The sequence below is a fragment of the Streptomyces sp. CRN 30 genome (assembly GCF_034105845.1).
The window spans coordinates 1-16,120 of sequence record NZ_JAVRHI010000505.1 but is presented as its reverse complement, the minus strand read 5'-3'; the positions used below and the strand labels follow the sequence as shown (position 1 = coordinate 16,120).

Genomic DNA, 16,120 nt, shown 5'->3' with positions numbered 1-16,120 from the left:
CTGCGACCTTGATCAACACAGCTGGCGCGCTGATCCGGGGCCGGCCTGTTCATCGTGCCACTGCGGTCGCGCAGCCCTTGACGGACTCACCTCAGGCAGCGAGGGACGCCCGTCGACGTCTGCCTACCGCACGCCGGGAAGGTGCCCATGAACCGAGACGTACTCATATGGTGCCTGGTTGCGGTGGCGGCGACAGCCGTCGCCGCAGTCGTGGTACTCGTCATACGCAACAGAGCCCTGGAAGCCAGACGGAAGCAGGCCGACGCGGAGCTGACACGGCGGCTCGCCGAGACCGACGGCCACCTGCGCGCTTCCCAGGCCCAGCTCCAGCAGTTCACCGCACAGCAGCAGGAGTCCGTCCGCGAGGCCGAGCAGGCCGCGGAGGAGAGCACCAAGGCCGTCCTCAGGGGCGCTGCCCGGTTCCTGCAGAGCCTCACCGCCGAGCAGACCACGCTGCTGGACGGCATCCAGCAGCGCTACGGCGGTCACGCCGTCCTCACCGACCTGCTCGACGTCGGCCACGCCAACCAGCAGATGGCCCGCAAGAGCCAGGGCATCGCCGTGATGTGCGGTGCGCCGCTCGGCCGCCGCAACCAGCCCGCCAGCGTCTATGACGTCGTGCGCAGCGCGCAGGGGCAGATCCGCAACCACCAGCGGGTCGAGATCATGCAGCAGAGCGGGCTGGCGCTGAAGGCGTCGGCCGTCGCCCCGGTCGCCCTGGCCGTCGCCGAACTGCTCGACAACGCCGCCAGTTTCTCGCAGCACGACGCCCCCATCGAGGTGACGTTCCAGCGGGTGCAGAGCAACCTGTGCATCGTCATCGACGACGCCGGGGTCGGCATGAACGACGAGGAGCGGCAGAAGGCCACCGCGATGCTCTCCGGTGAGGCGCTGCCCCGGCTGTCCCAGCTCGGCACCCAGCCGAAGTTCGGTTTCCCGGTCATCGGCCTGATCGCCGGCAAGTACGGATTCAAGGTGGACGTCACCGGAGTGTCCCGCTACGGCGGTGTCCGGGCCGTCGTCCGGCTGCCCGAGGAGCTGTGGACCATGGAGGAGACCGCCCCGCCCGCCCCGGAGCCGCCGGTCCGGCGCATCCGCCGCGTCGACGCTCCCGCGCCGGTCGGTCTGCCTCTGCCCGAGAGCGCCGAGGCAACCCCGGCCCCGGCTCCCGCGCCCGCGCCCGCCCGCACCATGCACGGCCTGCCCAAGCGCGGCCAGCGTCAGACGCCGATCGCCAGCGTCACCGACACCGACACCGACGCCACCGGCTCCACCCCGCTCCAGCCGCGCGCGCCGCGCCGGCCCCGTCCCTCGGGCGGTCTCGGCGGGCTCCAGCGCGGCACGCTGTCGGGCCGTGACCTCACCACCCCGGCACCCGAAGGGGAGGAGAACGCATGAGCACCGACATGTCGTGGATGGTCCGGGACATCGTGGACAACGTCCCGCGGGCCCGGCACGCCGTGGTGCTGTCCGCCGACGGCCTGCCCCGCGGCGCCACCGACGGACTCACCGAGCGGGACGTGCGGACCATCTCCGCCGCGCTGGCCGGGATGCAGTCGCTGAGCCGGGCCACCGCGCCCTTCGCCGGTCCGGGCGAGAGCCGGCGGTGGAACCAGACCGTCATCGAGTTCTCGCAGGGCTGGGTCTTCCTGATCGGCGCCGGGCAGGGCGCCTACCTGGCCGCCGCCGCCGAACCCGACGTCGACCTCCAGCAGATCTCGTTCCGGATGAACCGGCTGGTGGCGCGGCTGGGCGACAGCCTCACCTCGCCGCCCCGGGTGAACGCCGCCGCGGCGGCGGACTCGGCCGAGCAGGCGGCGGGGCAGCGGGACTCCGGTCCCTCCGGGTTCGTCCTGCCGGAGCTGGACAAGGTCGTCGCCGAGGTCCCGGGCGCGCGGCACGCGGTACTGCTCGGCGCCGACGGACTGCCGCTCGGCGCGACCTCCACGACGAGCAAGGACCTCGCCGACACCATCTCCGCCGCCATGACCGGCATCCACGCCTACAGCCGGGCCACCGGCCGGTTCGCGGGCGGCGGTGACACGGCCGAGTGGCGGCAGACGATCATCGAGTTCGACCACGGGTGGATCTTCCTCATCTCGGCCGGCTCCGGTGCGCTCCTGGCCGCGGCCGCCGACACCGACTGCGACATCGAGCTGTTCACCGCCCGTCTCTCCGACGTCGTCCCCGCGCTGGGCGGCGGCCCCGTGCCGGGAGGGAGGACCGACCATGCCTGACCAGCCGGACGACGAACTCGAACTGACCTCACCCTTAGTGCCTCTGCACGTCATCGCGCGGGGACGGGCCCTGCCCGCGGAGCACGAGTACGAGCACACCACGCTGGTGACCGCGCACGGCAGCGATCCGGCGGCGGCCCGTGCGCTCGATCCCGAGGCACGCCAGGTCCTGGAGCTGGTCGCCAACGGTTTCCTGTCGGTGGCCGAGGTCTCGGGCCACACCCGGCTGCCGCTGGGCATCGTGCGCATCCTGCTGGCGCAGTTGGAGCAGGCCGGCCTCATCGTCACGCGCCAGCCCATCCCGCCCGCCGAACGGATCGACCGGGAACTGCTCGGCGCTGTGCTCGACGGCCTCAGAAGCAAGTTCGGAGCGTGACACTCGTGTATCTGGATCCAGACGTCTCCCATGCGGTGAAGGTCCTCGTCGTGGGGCATTTCGGGGTCGGCAAGACCACCTGCATCGGGAACATCTCCGAGATCACGCCGTTGCAGACCGAGGAGGAGATCACCGAGGCCAGTGAGGGCTTCGACGATCTGTCGCAGACACCGGAGAAGACCACCACGACCGTGGCGATGGACTTCGGCCGGCTCACGCTCAGCGACACGCTCGTCCTCTATCTCTTCGGAACGCCGGGACAGGAGCGTTTCAAGGAGATGTGGGAGGGGCTGTCGCGCGGCGCGCTGGGAGCCCTGGTGCTGGTCGACCCCGAGCGGCTGCACGAGAGCTTCGCGATCCTGGACCTGGTCGAGCGGTTCGGCCTGGCCTACGCGATCGGCGTCAACCGGTTCGACGGCACCCCCGACTACCCGCTCGACGAGGTGCGCGAGGCGCTGAACCTGTCTCCGGACACCCCGGTCGTCCACTGCGACGTACGCGACCGGCAGTCCTCGGCCGACGCGCTGATCACCCTCGTCCAGCACCTGATGTCCGTATTCGCCTAGGAGCCCTGGCATGCAGCAGCACCACACCCCCGGCATTCCGCCCGGCTGCCCCGCCCACGCCAACCCCCAGCTCTTCGGGCCCGAGTTCGGCTCCGACCCCGAGGGGCAGTACGACCGGCTGCGCGCGGCCGGCCCGAGCACGGCGGTGGACATAGCCCCCGGCGTCGAGGTGGAGCTGGTCACCAACTACGACGCCGCCCTGTACATCCTGCAGAACCCGGCGCTGTTCGTGCGCGACGCCCGGCGCTGGAACGCGCTGAACCAGGGCCGCGTGCCGCAGGACAGCCCGGCCCTGCCGATGATGGGCTACCGGCCCAACGCGCTGTTCAGCGACGGCGCCGCGCACGCCCGGCTGCGCCGCGCGGTCACCGACGCGCTGTCCACCGTCGACGAGTACCGCCTGGTGCGGCAGACGCAGCAGATCGCGGACTACCTCATCAGCCGGTTCGCCGCGGAGCCGCTCGGTCAGGCCGATCTGATGGCGGACTTCGCGCAGCCGCTGCCGCTGCTGGTCTTCAGCGACCTGTTCGGCTGCCCGCCCGACATCGGTGACCGGGTCATCGTCGGCATCAGCGGCATCTTCGAGGGCACCCCGGGCGCCGACGAGGTGCTGGGCGCCGCCCTCATGGAGCTGATCGCCCTCAAGCACCGCGAGCCGGGCGAGGACCTGACCACCCGTCTCATGCAGCACCCGGCGCAGCTCTCGGACGAGGAGGTGCTGCACCAGCTGGTGACGCTGCTGTCCGGCGGCACAGCGCCGCTGACCGGCGCCATCGGGACCAGCACGTCGCTGTACCTCGGCGAGGACTGGCGCGCGGACCTGCCGGTCGAGGACGCCGTCACGCAGACGCTGTGGAACTACGCGCCGATCGCCAACTACGCGGCCCACTACCCGGTGCGGGACGAGCAGCTGGGCGACCGGGTACTGCGGGCCAACGACCCGGTGCTCATCTCGTTCGCGGCGGCCAACCGCGACCCGAAGCTGAGCGAGCACCGCGAGCAGCTCAGCTCCAAGGCGCACCTGGCCTTCGGTGCCGGTCCGCACGCCTGCCCCGCGAAGGACCCGGCGTTCATGATCACGGTGACGGCGGTGGGGGCGCTGCTCAACGGCCTGCCGGACGTCGAACTCCGCGTCCCCTTCAAGGAGCTGAGCTGGGTCCCGGCGCCGTGGAGCCGGTCGCTGGTGACGGTGCCGCTCCGTTTCACGCCCCGTCAGGGGCCGTCGGCCGCGGTCGGCTCCCGCGGGCCGGCGGCGGGTCAGCAGACTCCGTCGCAGTACGGCTCCTCGCACCCGCAGCCGCCGGTGGCCTCGTCCGTCGCGTCCACCCCGAACCAGCCGGCCCACCACGCGGCGCCGTCCCGCAAGGGCGGGCTCTTCAGCCGGTTCCTGGCCTGGACCAAGGGCGAGTGAAGCCAGTGACGGCCAGGGGCGAGTGAAGCAAGCGACCGACAGGGGCGAGTGACGTAAGTGACCGACAGGGTGCGAGTGACGTAAGTAACTGAACGAAAACCCTCGGTAATTGGATGGGGCACTTAACTCGCGGGTAAGTATGGCGGCTGTTGATCAAGTGAGGAGCCGCCACCGTGGGGAGTGCCACCACCCCGATAGCCGAGATGTCCGACCGTCGGGCGGCCGTCGCCCTCTTCTCCCGTCTGCGGACGGCGGAGGGCCAGGCCGACCCGTTCCCGAGCTACGCGGAGCTACGGGCGAGGGGCGGGGTGACCCCCGCCCCCTGGGGCGGCTACCTCGTCACCTCCTTCGACCTCTGCGACCGCCTGCTGCGCAGCCCCGACTGGCTGGAGCCCGACCGCGCCTGGCGGCGCCGGCAGGGACTGGGCACCCGCTGGAACGCCCCGTCCGCGCGGGAGATCAGCGCCACGCTGCCCGCCCTCAACCCGCCGGAGCACACCCGGGTGAGGCGGGTGGCGGGCGGCTTCGACCGCGGCACCGTCCAGCGCCTGGAACCCACCGTGCGCCGGCTGGTGGACGGCCTGCTGGACACCCTGTCCGAACGGCTCCGGGACGGCCGGGCCGACTTCGTCGCCACGGTCAGCGAGGAGCTGCCGGTCGCCACCGTCGGGTACTGGCTGGGCCTGCCGTCCACCGACTGGCCACGGCTGCGCGAACTGACCCACGAACAGGTCTTCACCCAGGAACTGCTGCCGACCGCGAGCCAGCTCGCCCGGTCCGACGCGGCAATGGCGGAGCTGCGCGCCTACTTCCACGACCTGATCCGGCACAGACGCACCCACCTGGGCGACGACCCCGTATCACGCTGGATACGCACCTGGGACGCCACGGAACCGGACCGGGAGAAAGCCGACGAAGGCGTCTACTTCCTGTCCCTCTTCGTCCTCCTGGCGGCCCTGGAGACCACCTCCACACTGCTGTCCACCATGACACTGCTGCTGACCGAACACCCCGCGTGGTGGAGCAGGCTGGCCGCCGACCCCGACCTGATACCCGCCTTCGTCGAGGAGGTCCTGCGCTACGACCCACCCATCCACGTGATCAGCCGGGTCGCCGCCCGCGACCTCCCTCTGGAGGCCCACCGGGTCCGTGCCGACGAGATGGTCCACCTCTTGATCGGCGCCGCCCACCGGGACCCGGCGAAACACCTCTCCCCCGACGAGTTCGACCCCGGCCGCCGCACCGCCCATCTCGCCTTCAGCAGTGGCATCCACTACTGCCTCGGCGCCCCGCTGGCCCGCATGGAAGCCCAGACCCTGCTGCGCCGGCTCGTCGAACGCCTCCCCCGACTCACCCTCGCCCGCCGCCCCGCGAGAGCCCCTCGCGTGGCCTTCCGGCGCCTGTCGAACCTGGACCTCGCCCTCGCATGAGTACCCCGCTCCCCCTTCTCCCCGCGCACTCCCCCGCCACGCTCACCACCGAGGAGGACGGCCGCGTCCTGCACGTCCGCCTCACCCCGGACGGCGCGTCGATTCTGACCACGGCGGCGATCGACGACCTCATCAACGTCCTGCACGGCCTCCACGACCGCCCGGACCTCCGCGTCCTCGTGCTCTCCTCCACCGGCGAGGACTTCTGCCTCGGCGCCGACCGCCAGGAGTTCCGCGCGCTGGCGGAGAGCGACCCCACGGGTGCCGCCCTGCGCCGCGCCCTCGACAAGGCCCACCGCCTCTGCCAGGCCCTGGAGAACACCCACGCCGTCACCATCGCCCGCCTCCACGGCGGCGTCATCGGCGCCGGCCTCGCCCTGGCCGCCTACTGCGACCTGCGCGTCGGCGCGGACACCTGCCGCTTCCGGATGCCGGAGGTCGGCGTGGGCCTGCCCCCGGCCTGGGGCGGCGCGATGGGCCGGCTCATCACCGAGGCCGGCGCCGCCCGTATCCGGGAACTCTTCCTCACCTGCGACGAGTTCGACGCCGAGACGGCCCACCGCCTGAGCATCCTGCACCGGATCGCCCCGCCCGACCGGCTCGACGCGGCCGTCACCGCCTGGACCCGCCCGCTGTCCCGCCGCGACCCCGAGTCGCTGCTCCTGACCAAACGCATGCTGGCCGGCTACACCCGCGCGGACCGCGTCACCGACGCCACGCCGGTCGACTCACATCTCCTCGCCTCGGTGCTGTCCCGGGCACACGCAGGCCGTCGGGACGGCTGACACCGGACGGGACCGGCCCGCTCACTCCCGTACGACGACAGCCCGGTCTTCGAGGAGCGCGCCGACGTCGAGGACGGGGTGGCACCGCACTCCGGCGAGGTCGAATCCGCCCTCGCCGGGACAGGACGGAGACGGGAGCGACGTACCGGCCGCCGGTATCCGATGACCTGGTGCGGCAGCTTGCCCAGGTGCGCCGACGAAGCCGGCCGGCGGGACCGGGGCGGACCACGCAGCCTCCGCCGGGAGTGCTGTAGGCGAGGGCGGCCGCCAGGTCGCCCTCCCTCGTGTTCTGGGCGGCATCCGACCAGAACACGAGGGAGGAAGACCGATGCGAGTTGTGGCGCGCTCTGTGCCACCTCTCGCGGGTAGGTCAGATGCTGCCCCGGATCGGTGGGTTGAGCCGTGCGTGTGCGTCAGATGTCGAAGACATGCTCCGCGCAGCAGGGTTCCCGGCGCAGGCGGCGGCTGATGTCGAGCCAGTCGGTGGGATCGGCGTCCGACTGCCGACGCGCGGCCGTGGCGTACGCGCCGACCAGGTCGTCCCGGCGGTGGACGATGCCGTCGCGCATGGCCCAGGTGGTGCGGATCAGGTCGTCGAAGTACTCGAAGGGGTTGCCGTCGACGGCTGTGAGGTCGGCGAGCTTGCCGGGCTCCACGGTGCCCAGGTCGTCCGCCACACCGAAGACACGGGCCGGTACGACGGTGGCCGTGCGCAGGGCCTGGGCCGCGGAGAATCCGTGGGAGCGCAGCGCGCGCAGCCCCAGGTGGACGTGGAGGCCGATGGGCGCCAGCGGTGCGTCGGCACCGAGGGCGAGCGTGCCGCCCTCGTCGAGGAGGCGCCGGTAGACGGCCATCTCGTCGGCGACGGCCCGCACTGCCGACTCCGTCGGCGGGGTCGCCGCGTAACGGTCCACGAGCGCGGTGTCCCACGGGGGCATGAGCGTGGTGACCCTGGGGTCATCGGCCAGTTCGGGCGCGGCGCAGAGGAGGGCGATGGCCGTGAACGGGGTGAAGACGAGTCTGAAGTCACCGCCCCGGTAGGTCTCCACGACGTCCTGTTAGGAGTGGCCCGTCGGCGAGTGGGCGTGTCCGTACTCCTTGCGCTGGGTGGCGGACAGGTGGGTGGTGAGGTCCTGCCCGACACCGGCCCCCGGTGACAGGAAGTGGCTGCCGGAACGTACGCCGAGTTCGTCGTGCGCGGTGCGGGCCGCCTCGCGCATGGTCCTGGCGCAGGCACGGACGTAGGTCTTGACGAAGTCGTGGTCCAGGGCGGTGGCCCGTTCCAGGGAGCGCCTGACACCGTCACGGGTGCGGTGCGCCCGCCCCATGCTGTAGGCGACGCGGCTGCCGTCGATCAGCTTATCGGTGGCGAACAGGCGCGGCCCCGCCATGCGGCCAGCCTGGACGGACTCCCTGATCCGGACGGCCTCGTGGGCGAAGCCGCCCAGCGACACGTTGGTCGTGACGCCGTAGGCGAGCATGAGGCTGCTCTGCCGGCCGCCGTAGGTGGTACTGCCAGGGGTGGGTGTGCGAGTCCCACAGTCCCGGTACGACGGTGGGGGCGGAGGCGTCGACGAGGGTCTCGCCGGCCGAGGGACGGCCGGCCCGGTGGGGTTCCACGGCGGCGACGCGGTTGCCGTGGATGACGATGTCGACGTCTTCCAGGACCGTGTCGCCCGTGCCGTCCCACAGCCGTCCGGCGTGCACCCGGGTGACATCCGAACGGGACGGCAGCCGCTGGCGGTAGGACAGCGGCACGGGCAGGGCGCGGTCGTGGGTGCCGTCGCGGTCCACGAGTCTGAGGGTGCCCGCCGCCTCGTAGAGCAGGGTCCGCGAGTCCCCGGACCACGAGGAGTGGTCGGCGGCCCCGTCCGTGACGCGCCGGGGGTCGCCGGCCGGGAAACCGTCCGCGTGGACCGGGAGGACCCACAGCGCGGACTCCATGACGAATGCCATCGCCGACCGTCAGGGGACCACACCGGGCCCGCGTTGCCCCGGTCGGAGAGCGAGGCGTGTGCGAGGGGCTGATGGGCGGTCCACTCCCCGGTCTCGGTGTCGACCACGCGGATGAGGTTGTAGCCCTCGCGGAACCGCTGGTTGAGCCGGTTGCGGTCGCAGAAGGCGACGTGGCGGCCGTCGGGCGACCAGGTGGGCCTGCTGGGCAGCCCGTTGGCGCCGAGGGGTTTGACGAGTACCTTCTCGGTGCCGGTCGTCAGGTCCTTGAGCAGCAGGCTGCCGGCGGTGTCCTGGCAGGCGAGCCTGGTGCCGTCGGGAGAGAGTACGGCGTTGAGCCGGCCGCCGCTCGCGATGATCTCGTCGCGGTCCTCGTCGAGCCAGTGGCGGTGGACGCCGATCAGTCCGTTGCCGTCTGGGCCGCCCTCGGAGGAGTAGAGGAGGCTGCGGCCGTCCGGTGCCCAGGACGGCATCTGGACGTAGGCGGCAGGGTCGGCCTGGAGAAGCTTGCGCGGGCGACGGCCGATCGGCATGACCCACAGCGCGTTGAGCGCGTCGAGTCGAACTCGTAGAGCTTGTCGGGGTAGTTGGGAACGGGCATGCTCAGGGAGACCAGGGCATTCGCCTGCCCGCAGGTCGGTTTGCCCTCTCGATCCGGGCCAGAGCGCCGTAAAGGCAACCGCATTGGGCCAGGACCAGACGCGGACCGGGATCCCGTCCCGGGTGACGGCCATCCCGATCACGATCTGCGGCAGATCGTCACGGGAGTCCTTCGACTTGCCGAACGTGCGGAACCTGGCCTTGTCCGGGGTGTCACCACTGTCGTCTGCGGCGGCGGGAGTGTCGTCTTCGGCAGGCAGGGGGCGGCCCTTGTCGTCGCGGGCGGCCGGCTCGTCAGGCTCCTCCAGTTCGAAGTAGGTGCTGGTGGTGTCGAAGAACAGCAGGTCGACCTCGAGGTTGAGAAGGTTGGCGACCTCATCGAACACCCGTTTCTCCAGGTCGTCCCGGACTTCGTGGAGCCAGTCCATCGCCCGGTAGCAGGCGTCGTCGCCGCAGGCGGGAAGGCCGTCGACATGCACGTCGTGCGTGACCCAGTCCGCGGCGGCCAGCTTGGACGATGGGGCCAGGGCCCGGTTCGCGACCATGGAGAACAGCACCCGCTCGGTCGCCGACATGTCCCAGCGCCGGCCCCGCTTGGGCTGCCCGACCTGCCCGACGATCCTGCCGATCCTCAGCCGCCGCCACAGATGATCGAGGACGTAGGTACCGCCGAACGGGACCGAGGAGACGAACTTCAGGTCACCCGCCGCGGTCGACGCCAGTGCCTCGATCGGTCCGAGCAGCCTCGATAGAGACGCGACCAGACGCTTCACCGCGTCCCGGTCAAGGTCGTCCTCACGGCCGAACGAGAACAGCACCTTCGGGACCGCCCGGCCCTTCACCGGATCCCACTCGTTGTGGGTCAGGTGCAGGTACCGGACCGTGCCGGACTTGTTCTCCCGCTTCGTCGTCTTCACGTACACGACTCCAGACCCTACGGAGCAACTCCAGGTCAACGCAGGTGAATCAGCAGAGTTGCGTCTCTAGGCGAATCTGCCCGCGTCACCAGCCTCCAGCCCACTGAACTGCACCTTCAGCCCGGCAGGGACTCCAGAACCCCCGAACGCGGAACGCAGGACAACACGCTGTGGGTGGTGGTGAAGACCCGGTTCCGTCTGTCCGTGGACCCCGCGGAGAAGACCGCGCTGGCCAGCGAACTGGCCGACTGTCCGGACGACGTAGTCACCGTCGAGCTGGCCCGGTAGCCGCCCAGCATTCTCGTGCCCGCCGGCAACGGCGGCAGACACCCACCCCCAGTGGGATAGCTCCTCTGGGGACCGGGCTCATGTCCCGTGCGCGCCTTCACCGCCGCCCCGGCGCCCCGATCGGGTGACAGACCGCTCTCTGGCGAACTGCCGGCGGGCCGTGGCGCGTGGCAGCGGGCATGAGATCGATCAGCGAGGCACACGTGGCGCGGCCGGGTCTGGCCGTGGTGGAGGTCGCCGCCCTGGACGACGCGACCGCTTTCGCCGTCCAGGAGCTGCTCGCCGCCCAGTGCGCGATCGCCGCGGCAGAACGCACGGTGCACGAGCCCGGCGAACCCGGCGTACGGCTACGGCTCTTCCTCGACCTCCACCCCGACAACGACCAGGACAATCCCGTCAGCAACGGCGCGGGCACCGGCCCGGCAAAGCCTCGCCCAGTGTGCCTACGGGACATGGAGCTAGGTTCTACGCACCGTCGCTCGGTCGTTCGCCGCCGACTTCCACACCCAGGTAGCTCTCGCGCAGGTACTCGTGGACCGCTTGGTCCCGGACCCGGAAAGCCCGGCCGACGCGGATGGCAGGGAGGTGGCCGTTGTGGACCAGCCGGTAGACCGTCATTTGGGAGACGCGCATCACGGAGGCGACTTGTCGGGATGGACCAGACGGCGGGATTGGTAGAAGTCGACCGGGAGAACCTGGCCCGGCGCAAGGAGCAGCTTTTCCGCACGCTGGGCGAGCCCGCCGAAGACACTCCTGCCCCATGGGAGGACACCCCGGCGCCCCCGCCACCGAGCAGGCCCGCCAGGCAGCACCCCATGAACGAGGTCGTGTTCCTAACCGTCGCGGAAAGCACCGCCGTACCGAGGCCACGCGCGCCTTCGAAGTGCGGCGCATCCGCCGTTCACAGTGCTGCCAGGGCGAAGGTCAGCAGTGCCAGAGAGAGGGTGGCACTGCCCGAGAAAGCCACGGCACCCCGTAGCAGGGCGCCGGCGTAGGTGGCTCCGTCGATGCGAGCAAGCAGGCCAGCTGCGGCTCCTACAAGGGCGCAGAAGAGCGCAACGACCGCCAGGAGGAGGACTAGGAGCATCAGGTGGATGGATGGAGTGTTCATGCCTTCTTCCCCAAGTGATCGATGACGACGACTCCAAGGAATTTCGCGGTTCCGGTGTTCACCGGGGTTCAAGGCGAACGAAGATGAACGAAGACGGTCGCCCGAGAGATGGAGAAGCAGGACATGGGGGACGGGCAAGAAGATCCGTTGGCGGAGCTCGCGCTGCGGCTGCGCACCCTCAGGGCGCAGCGGGGTCTGCAGATGGGCGGGTTGCAGCAGCGGACCGGGCTGGGGCGGACAACGGTCAGCCAGGCGCTGAACGGTCAAGTGGTGCCCTCCGAGGCCACGCTGGTGGCCTTGGCGAAGGCCCTGGGCACGGACGCGGAGCCATTGCTGGTCTTACGCCACGCCGCCGCGCGCATACCGCAGGTGCGTGATAGCTATCCGCAGAGAGTTGTCCGCAGGCCTGTGCGGCCGAGAACACAGCCTTCGTTCGAGGAGCGGTACCTCAGCTACGTGGCGGAACGGCATTCACAGCTGACTGTCGTAGGGCTGGATCTGAGCCGACCGGAACGTGCGCACTGGCCGCTGGACGCGGCGTACTTGAGCTTGGAACTGGCGGAGCGGCCAGAGGACTGGCCTGCAGGCGGTGGGGAAGCAGACCGGCCATCCGTCGTGGTGAAGCGTGCCGAGCACGCGTTGGCCAACTGTCGACGGGTTCTTCTGCGGGGGCTTGCCGGCAGTGGAAAGACGACACTGCTGCAGTGGCTGGCTGTCGCCACGGCGCGCGATGAATTACCGGAGGAACTGGCGGACTGGCGGGGGCGCATTCCGTTCGTCCTGCCGCTGCGGACGTTGATGAGGCATGGGCCCCTTCCGGAGCCACACGATTTCCTGTCTGCGGTCGGCACACCCCTGGCCGCCTCACAACCTGAAGGCTGGGCCGATGCCGTACTCGACAGGGGCGAGGCGCTGGTCCTGGTCGACGGCATCGACGAGGTTCCTCAAGAGCATCGGGGCGCCACACGGGACTGGCTCGAGCGGCTCTTGGCGGCTTACAGGGACGCGCTCTTCGTGGTCACCACGCGTCCGTCTGCTGTGCCTGAAGGCTGGCTTGCTTCGTCGCACTTCACCGAACTGTCGGTACGGCCCATGAGTGCCTCCGACACCGGAGTCTTCGTTCACCGGTGGCACACCGCAGCGCGACACAATGCGGCGACCGACGTCGAACGTTCACAGGTGCACGATCTCGAAGCGGCCCTCCAGGTCACGGTGCGTGCTCAGCGTGACCTTGCGCAGCTGTCCAGCACACCCCTGATGTGTGCGTTGATCTGCGCGCTACACCGGGACCGCCGCGGCCATCTGCCCCACAGCCGCATGGAGTTGTACGAGGCGGCGCTGTCGATGCTGCTCGTACGCCGTGACCTCGAGCGCAGCATCGACGTCCCTGAAGGCATTCAGCTCACCGAACACCAGAGCATCCAGCTACTGCAGCGTCTGGCCTACTGGCTCATCCGCAACCGCCAGACCGAGATGGAACGTGCCACCTCGCTGGCCCTGGTCGACGATGCACTGCCGGCCATGCAGGCCGTGGCAGACCAGGGCACGGCCGACCAAGTCCTGACGCACCTGGTCGGCCGCAGCGGGCTCCTGCGCCAGCCCACCGCGGACACCATCGACTTCGTCCACCGCACCTTCCAGGACTACCTCGGGGCCAAAGCCGCCATCGAAGCCCATGACTTCCCGCTGCTGGTCAACAACGCCCATGACGACCAGTGGGAGGACGTCGTACGGATGGCCATCGCCCATGCCAGGCCGACTGAAAGCGCTGATCTGCTCCGCCGCCTCGTCGAACGCGGTGACGCCGAGGTCGAGCACAGGAACAGACTCCATCTCCTGGCGGCCGCCAGCCTGCAGTACGCCACCGAAATCGAACCTGCCGTCCGCAGACTGGTCGAACAGCGTGCACGCGTCCTGATGCCTCCCCGCTCCCAGGAGGAAGCGGAGGAACTTGCCGCGCTCGGGCCAGGCATCCTGGACCTGCTACCGGGACCCCAAGACCTGGAAAAGGATGAAGTGGGCCCCGTAATTGAAACTGCCGCTGCCATCGGCGGCGACCATGCATATGCCTTCCTCCACCGCTTCATACAGTCCCTGACGCCTGGCTCAGAGCCCTTCGCGCTATCCCGGGCCTGGGAGCACTTCGGCGCGGACGAATACGCCCGCGACATCCTGCTCCCCTTCCGGGAACGTCTGCCTTTAGAGGTACACACCCGTGACCAGCGCAACGCGCTCCGCCTCCTAAAACCCGTCACCAGCATCGCTTTTCGAGAAGCGTTCACCGAAGACGAGATCGTCGAGTACCTCTCACCCGAACACACCCATAGGCTGGAAATCTATTCAGGCCAGCTGCTGACAGACTTAAAGTTCGTCCGCGAATTTCCTGCTTTGGATGAGATCGCTCTCTCCGAATGCACCCAACTGGCGCATGTAGAAGACCTTGCGGGGCTACCGCTTACAAATTTGCGCCTCCTTCACCTTCCGGACGAATTTTCCTTCAACGCACTGGATTCTCTGCCCGAGCTTACCGCCCTTGCCCTCTACACCCGCCTGCCCTGGGCGAGCCTGGCGAATCTGCCCGCGCCAAAAAGCCTCACTTCAATAGCCCTAGGCGGCTGGATCGGCACACGCCTGGCCGGAGTCTCCGCATGGCAGCAACTACAAGAACTAACGGTCAACTCCGCGCCCGAAAACACAGAATGGCAAGAAATTGCCACGCTCCCTCATCTGGCAGAGCTCTATATTTCGGACTACGACCTTAACCGCGCGGTTCCCATGAACAGCGTCACATATCTCCGCCTAGCGCCCGATTCCGACCCGCAACTGGACCTTGTGCCAGACCTCTTCCCCAACCTCGAACGCTTCCTCATCAACTGCCAAGGAAGGCAACCCGAAACAATCGACATCGCTCCCCTGAGCCGGATCAATGGGCTCCAAGTCTCCATCAGTTATGCGAGCAAGGTCACCGGCCTGGAAAGATTCACCACGGACACAGTCAGGCTATACCCGCGGCCGCGAACCGCAGGCACCTGAGCCGCCCCTCGGGCCAGGCTCGCGCACGCAAACCTGCCTGCCTCCCGTACAGCTTCGTCAGGGCTGGGGAACCTCGCCGCATCGTCCCCTGCCAGACGCGCTTCCTACCACCCAGAACAAACGTGGCTCACGCTCTCCCCACCTCTAGATAATCGATGTTCCGAGCGTGGATTCCGTTGCCCTGATCGATCCGAAAGGATCAGCCTTCGATATCGTCCAGGCCATTGGGCACGCTCTGCGGCAGAAACCGAGCTAGGGGAAACTCGCCACGCTGATCGTGCCGATTCTCCTGGGAGAGGAGGAAATCCCGGAGAAGGACATGCCGTATTCCGATTCGTACGGGCCCTTGGTGAAAGTGCTGGCTGGTCTTCGGGCGCATGATGAACGTGCCGTGGAGATGCTGGCTATTCCGCAGAACGACTCCCCGAGCGTCGATGCGGAGTCGTCGTGGCTGGGTGAGGAGCCCGAGGACGACGAGGCGGATGACGGGCGGGTGCTGCTGCGGTTCAGCACACTGCGCGACCCCGCGGTCTTCGCGCGGTTCGTGCAGTACAACGTGATCAGCCCGGAACACGCCAACTGGGATGCCGGCCGCCGCGCCGCCAGCGCCTTCCGGGACCGCGAAGGGCACCTCGTGGTCCCGTACAACCACGTCGAGGGCGCCACGGACACCGCGACGGACGCCTGGCGCGGGGGCGGGTTCCCTCTGGGCAGGTGGCTGTCCGACCAGCAACGGGCGGTACGCGCCAGGCCCCAGCCTGATAGAGCTGCGGATCACCCCCACCGACGTGGACGTCACCGTGTGGGACAGCGACCCCACCCTCCCCACGGCCCGGCCCGCCGACCCTGCCAGGATCGGCGGCCACGGCCTCGAGATCGTATGGGCCATGGCCCACGCCCTCGACGTACGACGCGAACCGGTCGGCAAATGCATCACCGCCCGCATCGCTCTGGCCGGCTGACGCCGCATCCCGGACGAGTGGGACGTGCGGCTCAGACGCCTTACCGCCGGGGAGCCGGGCCCGACCCCAGCGTCCGACGTCCGGCGGAGCCGGCGGTCACGTCCTGGTGCCCGGCGCCCACGGAGGCATCTGCCGCGATGCGCTCGACGGGCAGCAGCCTGCAGGCCGGACCGGCGGCGGCCGGGACGAGCGGGACATCGTGCGGGACGGAGCCGAGTCGACGGCGCGAAGTGCTCATGGCAGGCAGTCTCCACCATCGACAGCCGCCCCGACGCGCCGCTCCGGCGGCCGTACCCCCGCATCGTGCCCGGCTACCGGGACTATTCGCAGTGCACCGGGCTTCAGCCCGGTGGTGAAGCGAATCTGAGAGCTGCTCTGATCTCAGCTGTGTGCACGGATCCGCACTGTTCACCTCGGCCCAGGTCAGAGCGGCCGGTTCTGTTGCTCGATG

The 16,120-nt window shown here is 69.6% G+C and carries 12 protein-coding genes and 3 pseudogenes; 11 read left to right on the top strand and 4 right to left on the bottom strand.

Annotated elements, in window-relative coordinates:
- Nucleotides 1-183 precede the first annotated feature (183 nt).
- The 7 genes from UW392_RS57280 to UW392_RS57250 all read left to right on the top strand — a co-directional run bounded on the left by UW392_RS57280 (nucleotide 184) and on the right by UW392_RS57250 (nucleotide 6,805).
- Nucleotides 184-1,398 carry an ATP-binding protein gene (locus tag UW392_RS57280; RefSeq protein ID WP_414497581.1) on the top strand — a complete coding sequence of 405 codons (1,215 nt, stop codon included), beginning with the start codon at nucleotides 184-186 and terminating at the stop codon, nucleotides 1,396-1,398.
- On the top strand, nucleotides 1,395-2,237 hold the full coding sequence (locus tag UW392_RS57275) for a roadblock/LC7 domain-containing protein (RefSeq protein ID WP_320783427.1): 843 nt from the start codon (nucleotides 1,395-1,397) through the stop codon (nucleotides 2,235-2,237). Before UW392_RS57280 ends, UW392_RS57275 begins: the two co-directional genes overlap by 4 nt.
- Nucleotides 2,230-2,613: a DUF742 domain-containing protein gene (locus UW392_RS57270; RefSeq protein ID WP_320783426.1), complete on the top strand. Its 384-nt coding sequence runs from the start codon at nucleotides 2,230-2,232 to the stop codon at nucleotides 2,611-2,613. Before UW392_RS57275 ends, UW392_RS57270 begins: the two co-directional genes overlap by 8 nt.
- A 5-nt stretch (nucleotides 2,614-2,618) precedes the next feature.
- Nucleotides 2,619-3,179 (top strand): GTP-binding protein, encoded by a 561-nt coding sequence (locus UW392_RS57265; RefSeq protein ID WP_320783425.1) that lies wholly within the window; start codon nucleotides 2,619-2,621, stop codon nucleotides 3,177-3,179.
- 10 nt (nucleotides 3,180-3,189) lie between these two features.
- A complete protein-coding gene (locus UW392_RS57260) occupies nucleotides 3,190-4,590 on the top strand; it encodes a cytochrome P450 (protein ID WP_320783424.1) in 1,401 nt (466 codons plus the stop codon).
- A 173-nt stretch (nucleotides 4,591-4,763) separates the two neighbouring features.
- The gene (locus tag UW392_RS57255) at nucleotides 4,764-6,020 is read left to right on the top strand and encodes a cytochrome P450 (RefSeq protein ID WP_414497580.1); all 1,257 of its coding nucleotides are present in this window, start codon (nucleotides 4,764-4,766) and stop codon (nucleotides 6,018-6,020) included.
- A complete protein-coding gene (locus UW392_RS57250; RefSeq protein WP_320783423.1) occupies nucleotides 6,017-6,805 on the top strand; it encodes an enoyl-CoA hydratase/isomerase family protein in 789 nt (262 codons plus the stop codon). Before UW392_RS57255 ends, UW392_RS57250 begins: the two co-directional genes overlap by 4 nt.
- A 413-nt stretch (nucleotides 6,806-7,218) precedes the next feature.
- Here UW392_RS57250 and UW392_RS57240 read toward each other — a convergent pair.
- Nucleotides 7,219-10,275, bottom strand: a pseudogene (locus tag UW392_RS57240) (amidohydrolase family protein).
- 467 nt (nucleotides 10,276-10,742) lie between these two features.
- On the opposite strand from UW392_RS57240, the pseudogene UW392_RS57235 reads away from it, so the two are divergent.
- Nucleotides 10,743-10,919, top strand: a pseudogene (locus tag UW392_RS57235) (DUF6207 family protein); the annotation flags it as partial.
- 109 nt (nucleotides 10,920-11,028) lie between these two features.
- On the opposite strand, the gene UW392_RS57230 reads toward UW392_RS57235, so the two are convergent.
- Complete coding sequence (locus UW392_RS57230; protein WP_320783445.1) at nucleotides 11,029-11,235, bottom strand: helix-turn-helix domain-containing protein; 207 nt, start codon at nucleotides 11,233-11,235, stop codon at nucleotides 11,029-11,031.
- Nucleotides 11,236-11,464: 229 nt separating this feature from the next.
- Nucleotides 11,465-11,674 carry a hypothetical protein gene (locus UW392_RS57225; RefSeq protein WP_320783420.1) on the bottom strand — a complete coding sequence of 70 codons (210 nt, stop codon included), beginning with the start codon at nucleotides 11,672-11,674 and terminating at the stop codon, nucleotides 11,465-11,467.
- Between the two features lie 108 nt (nucleotides 11,675-11,782).
- On the opposite strand from UW392_RS57225, the gene UW392_RS57220 reads away from it, so the two are divergent.
- The 3 genes and pseudogenes from UW392_RS57220 (at nucleotide 11,783) to UW392_RS57210 (ending at nucleotide 15,669) form a co-directional block, all read left to right on the top strand.
- Nucleotides 11,783-14,707 carry an NACHT domain-containing protein gene (locus UW392_RS57220; protein WP_320783419.1) on the top strand — a complete coding sequence of 975 codons (2,925 nt, stop codon included), beginning with the start codon at nucleotides 11,783-11,785 and terminating at the stop codon, nucleotides 14,705-14,707.
- A gap of 319 nt (nucleotides 14,708-15,026) precedes the next feature.
- Nucleotides 15,027-15,395: pseudogene (locus UW392_RS57215) on the top strand (helicase); the annotation flags it as partial.
- Nucleotides 15,396-15,495: 100 nt separating this feature from the next.
- The gene (locus UW392_RS57210; RefSeq protein WP_320783449.1) at nucleotides 15,496-15,669 is read left to right on the top strand and encodes an ATP-binding protein; all 174 of its coding nucleotides are present in this window, start codon (nucleotides 15,496-15,498) and stop codon (nucleotides 15,667-15,669) included.
- Nucleotides 15,670-15,709: 40 nt separating this feature from the next.
- Here the strand turns inward: UW392_RS57210 and UW392_RS57205 are convergent, their stop codons facing one another.
- Nucleotides 15,710-15,907 carry a hypothetical protein gene (locus UW392_RS57205; RefSeq protein WP_320783448.1) on the bottom strand — a complete coding sequence of 66 codons (198 nt, stop codon included), beginning with the start codon at nucleotides 15,905-15,907 and terminating at the stop codon, nucleotides 15,710-15,712.
- Nucleotides 15,908-16,120 lie beyond the last annotated feature (213 nt).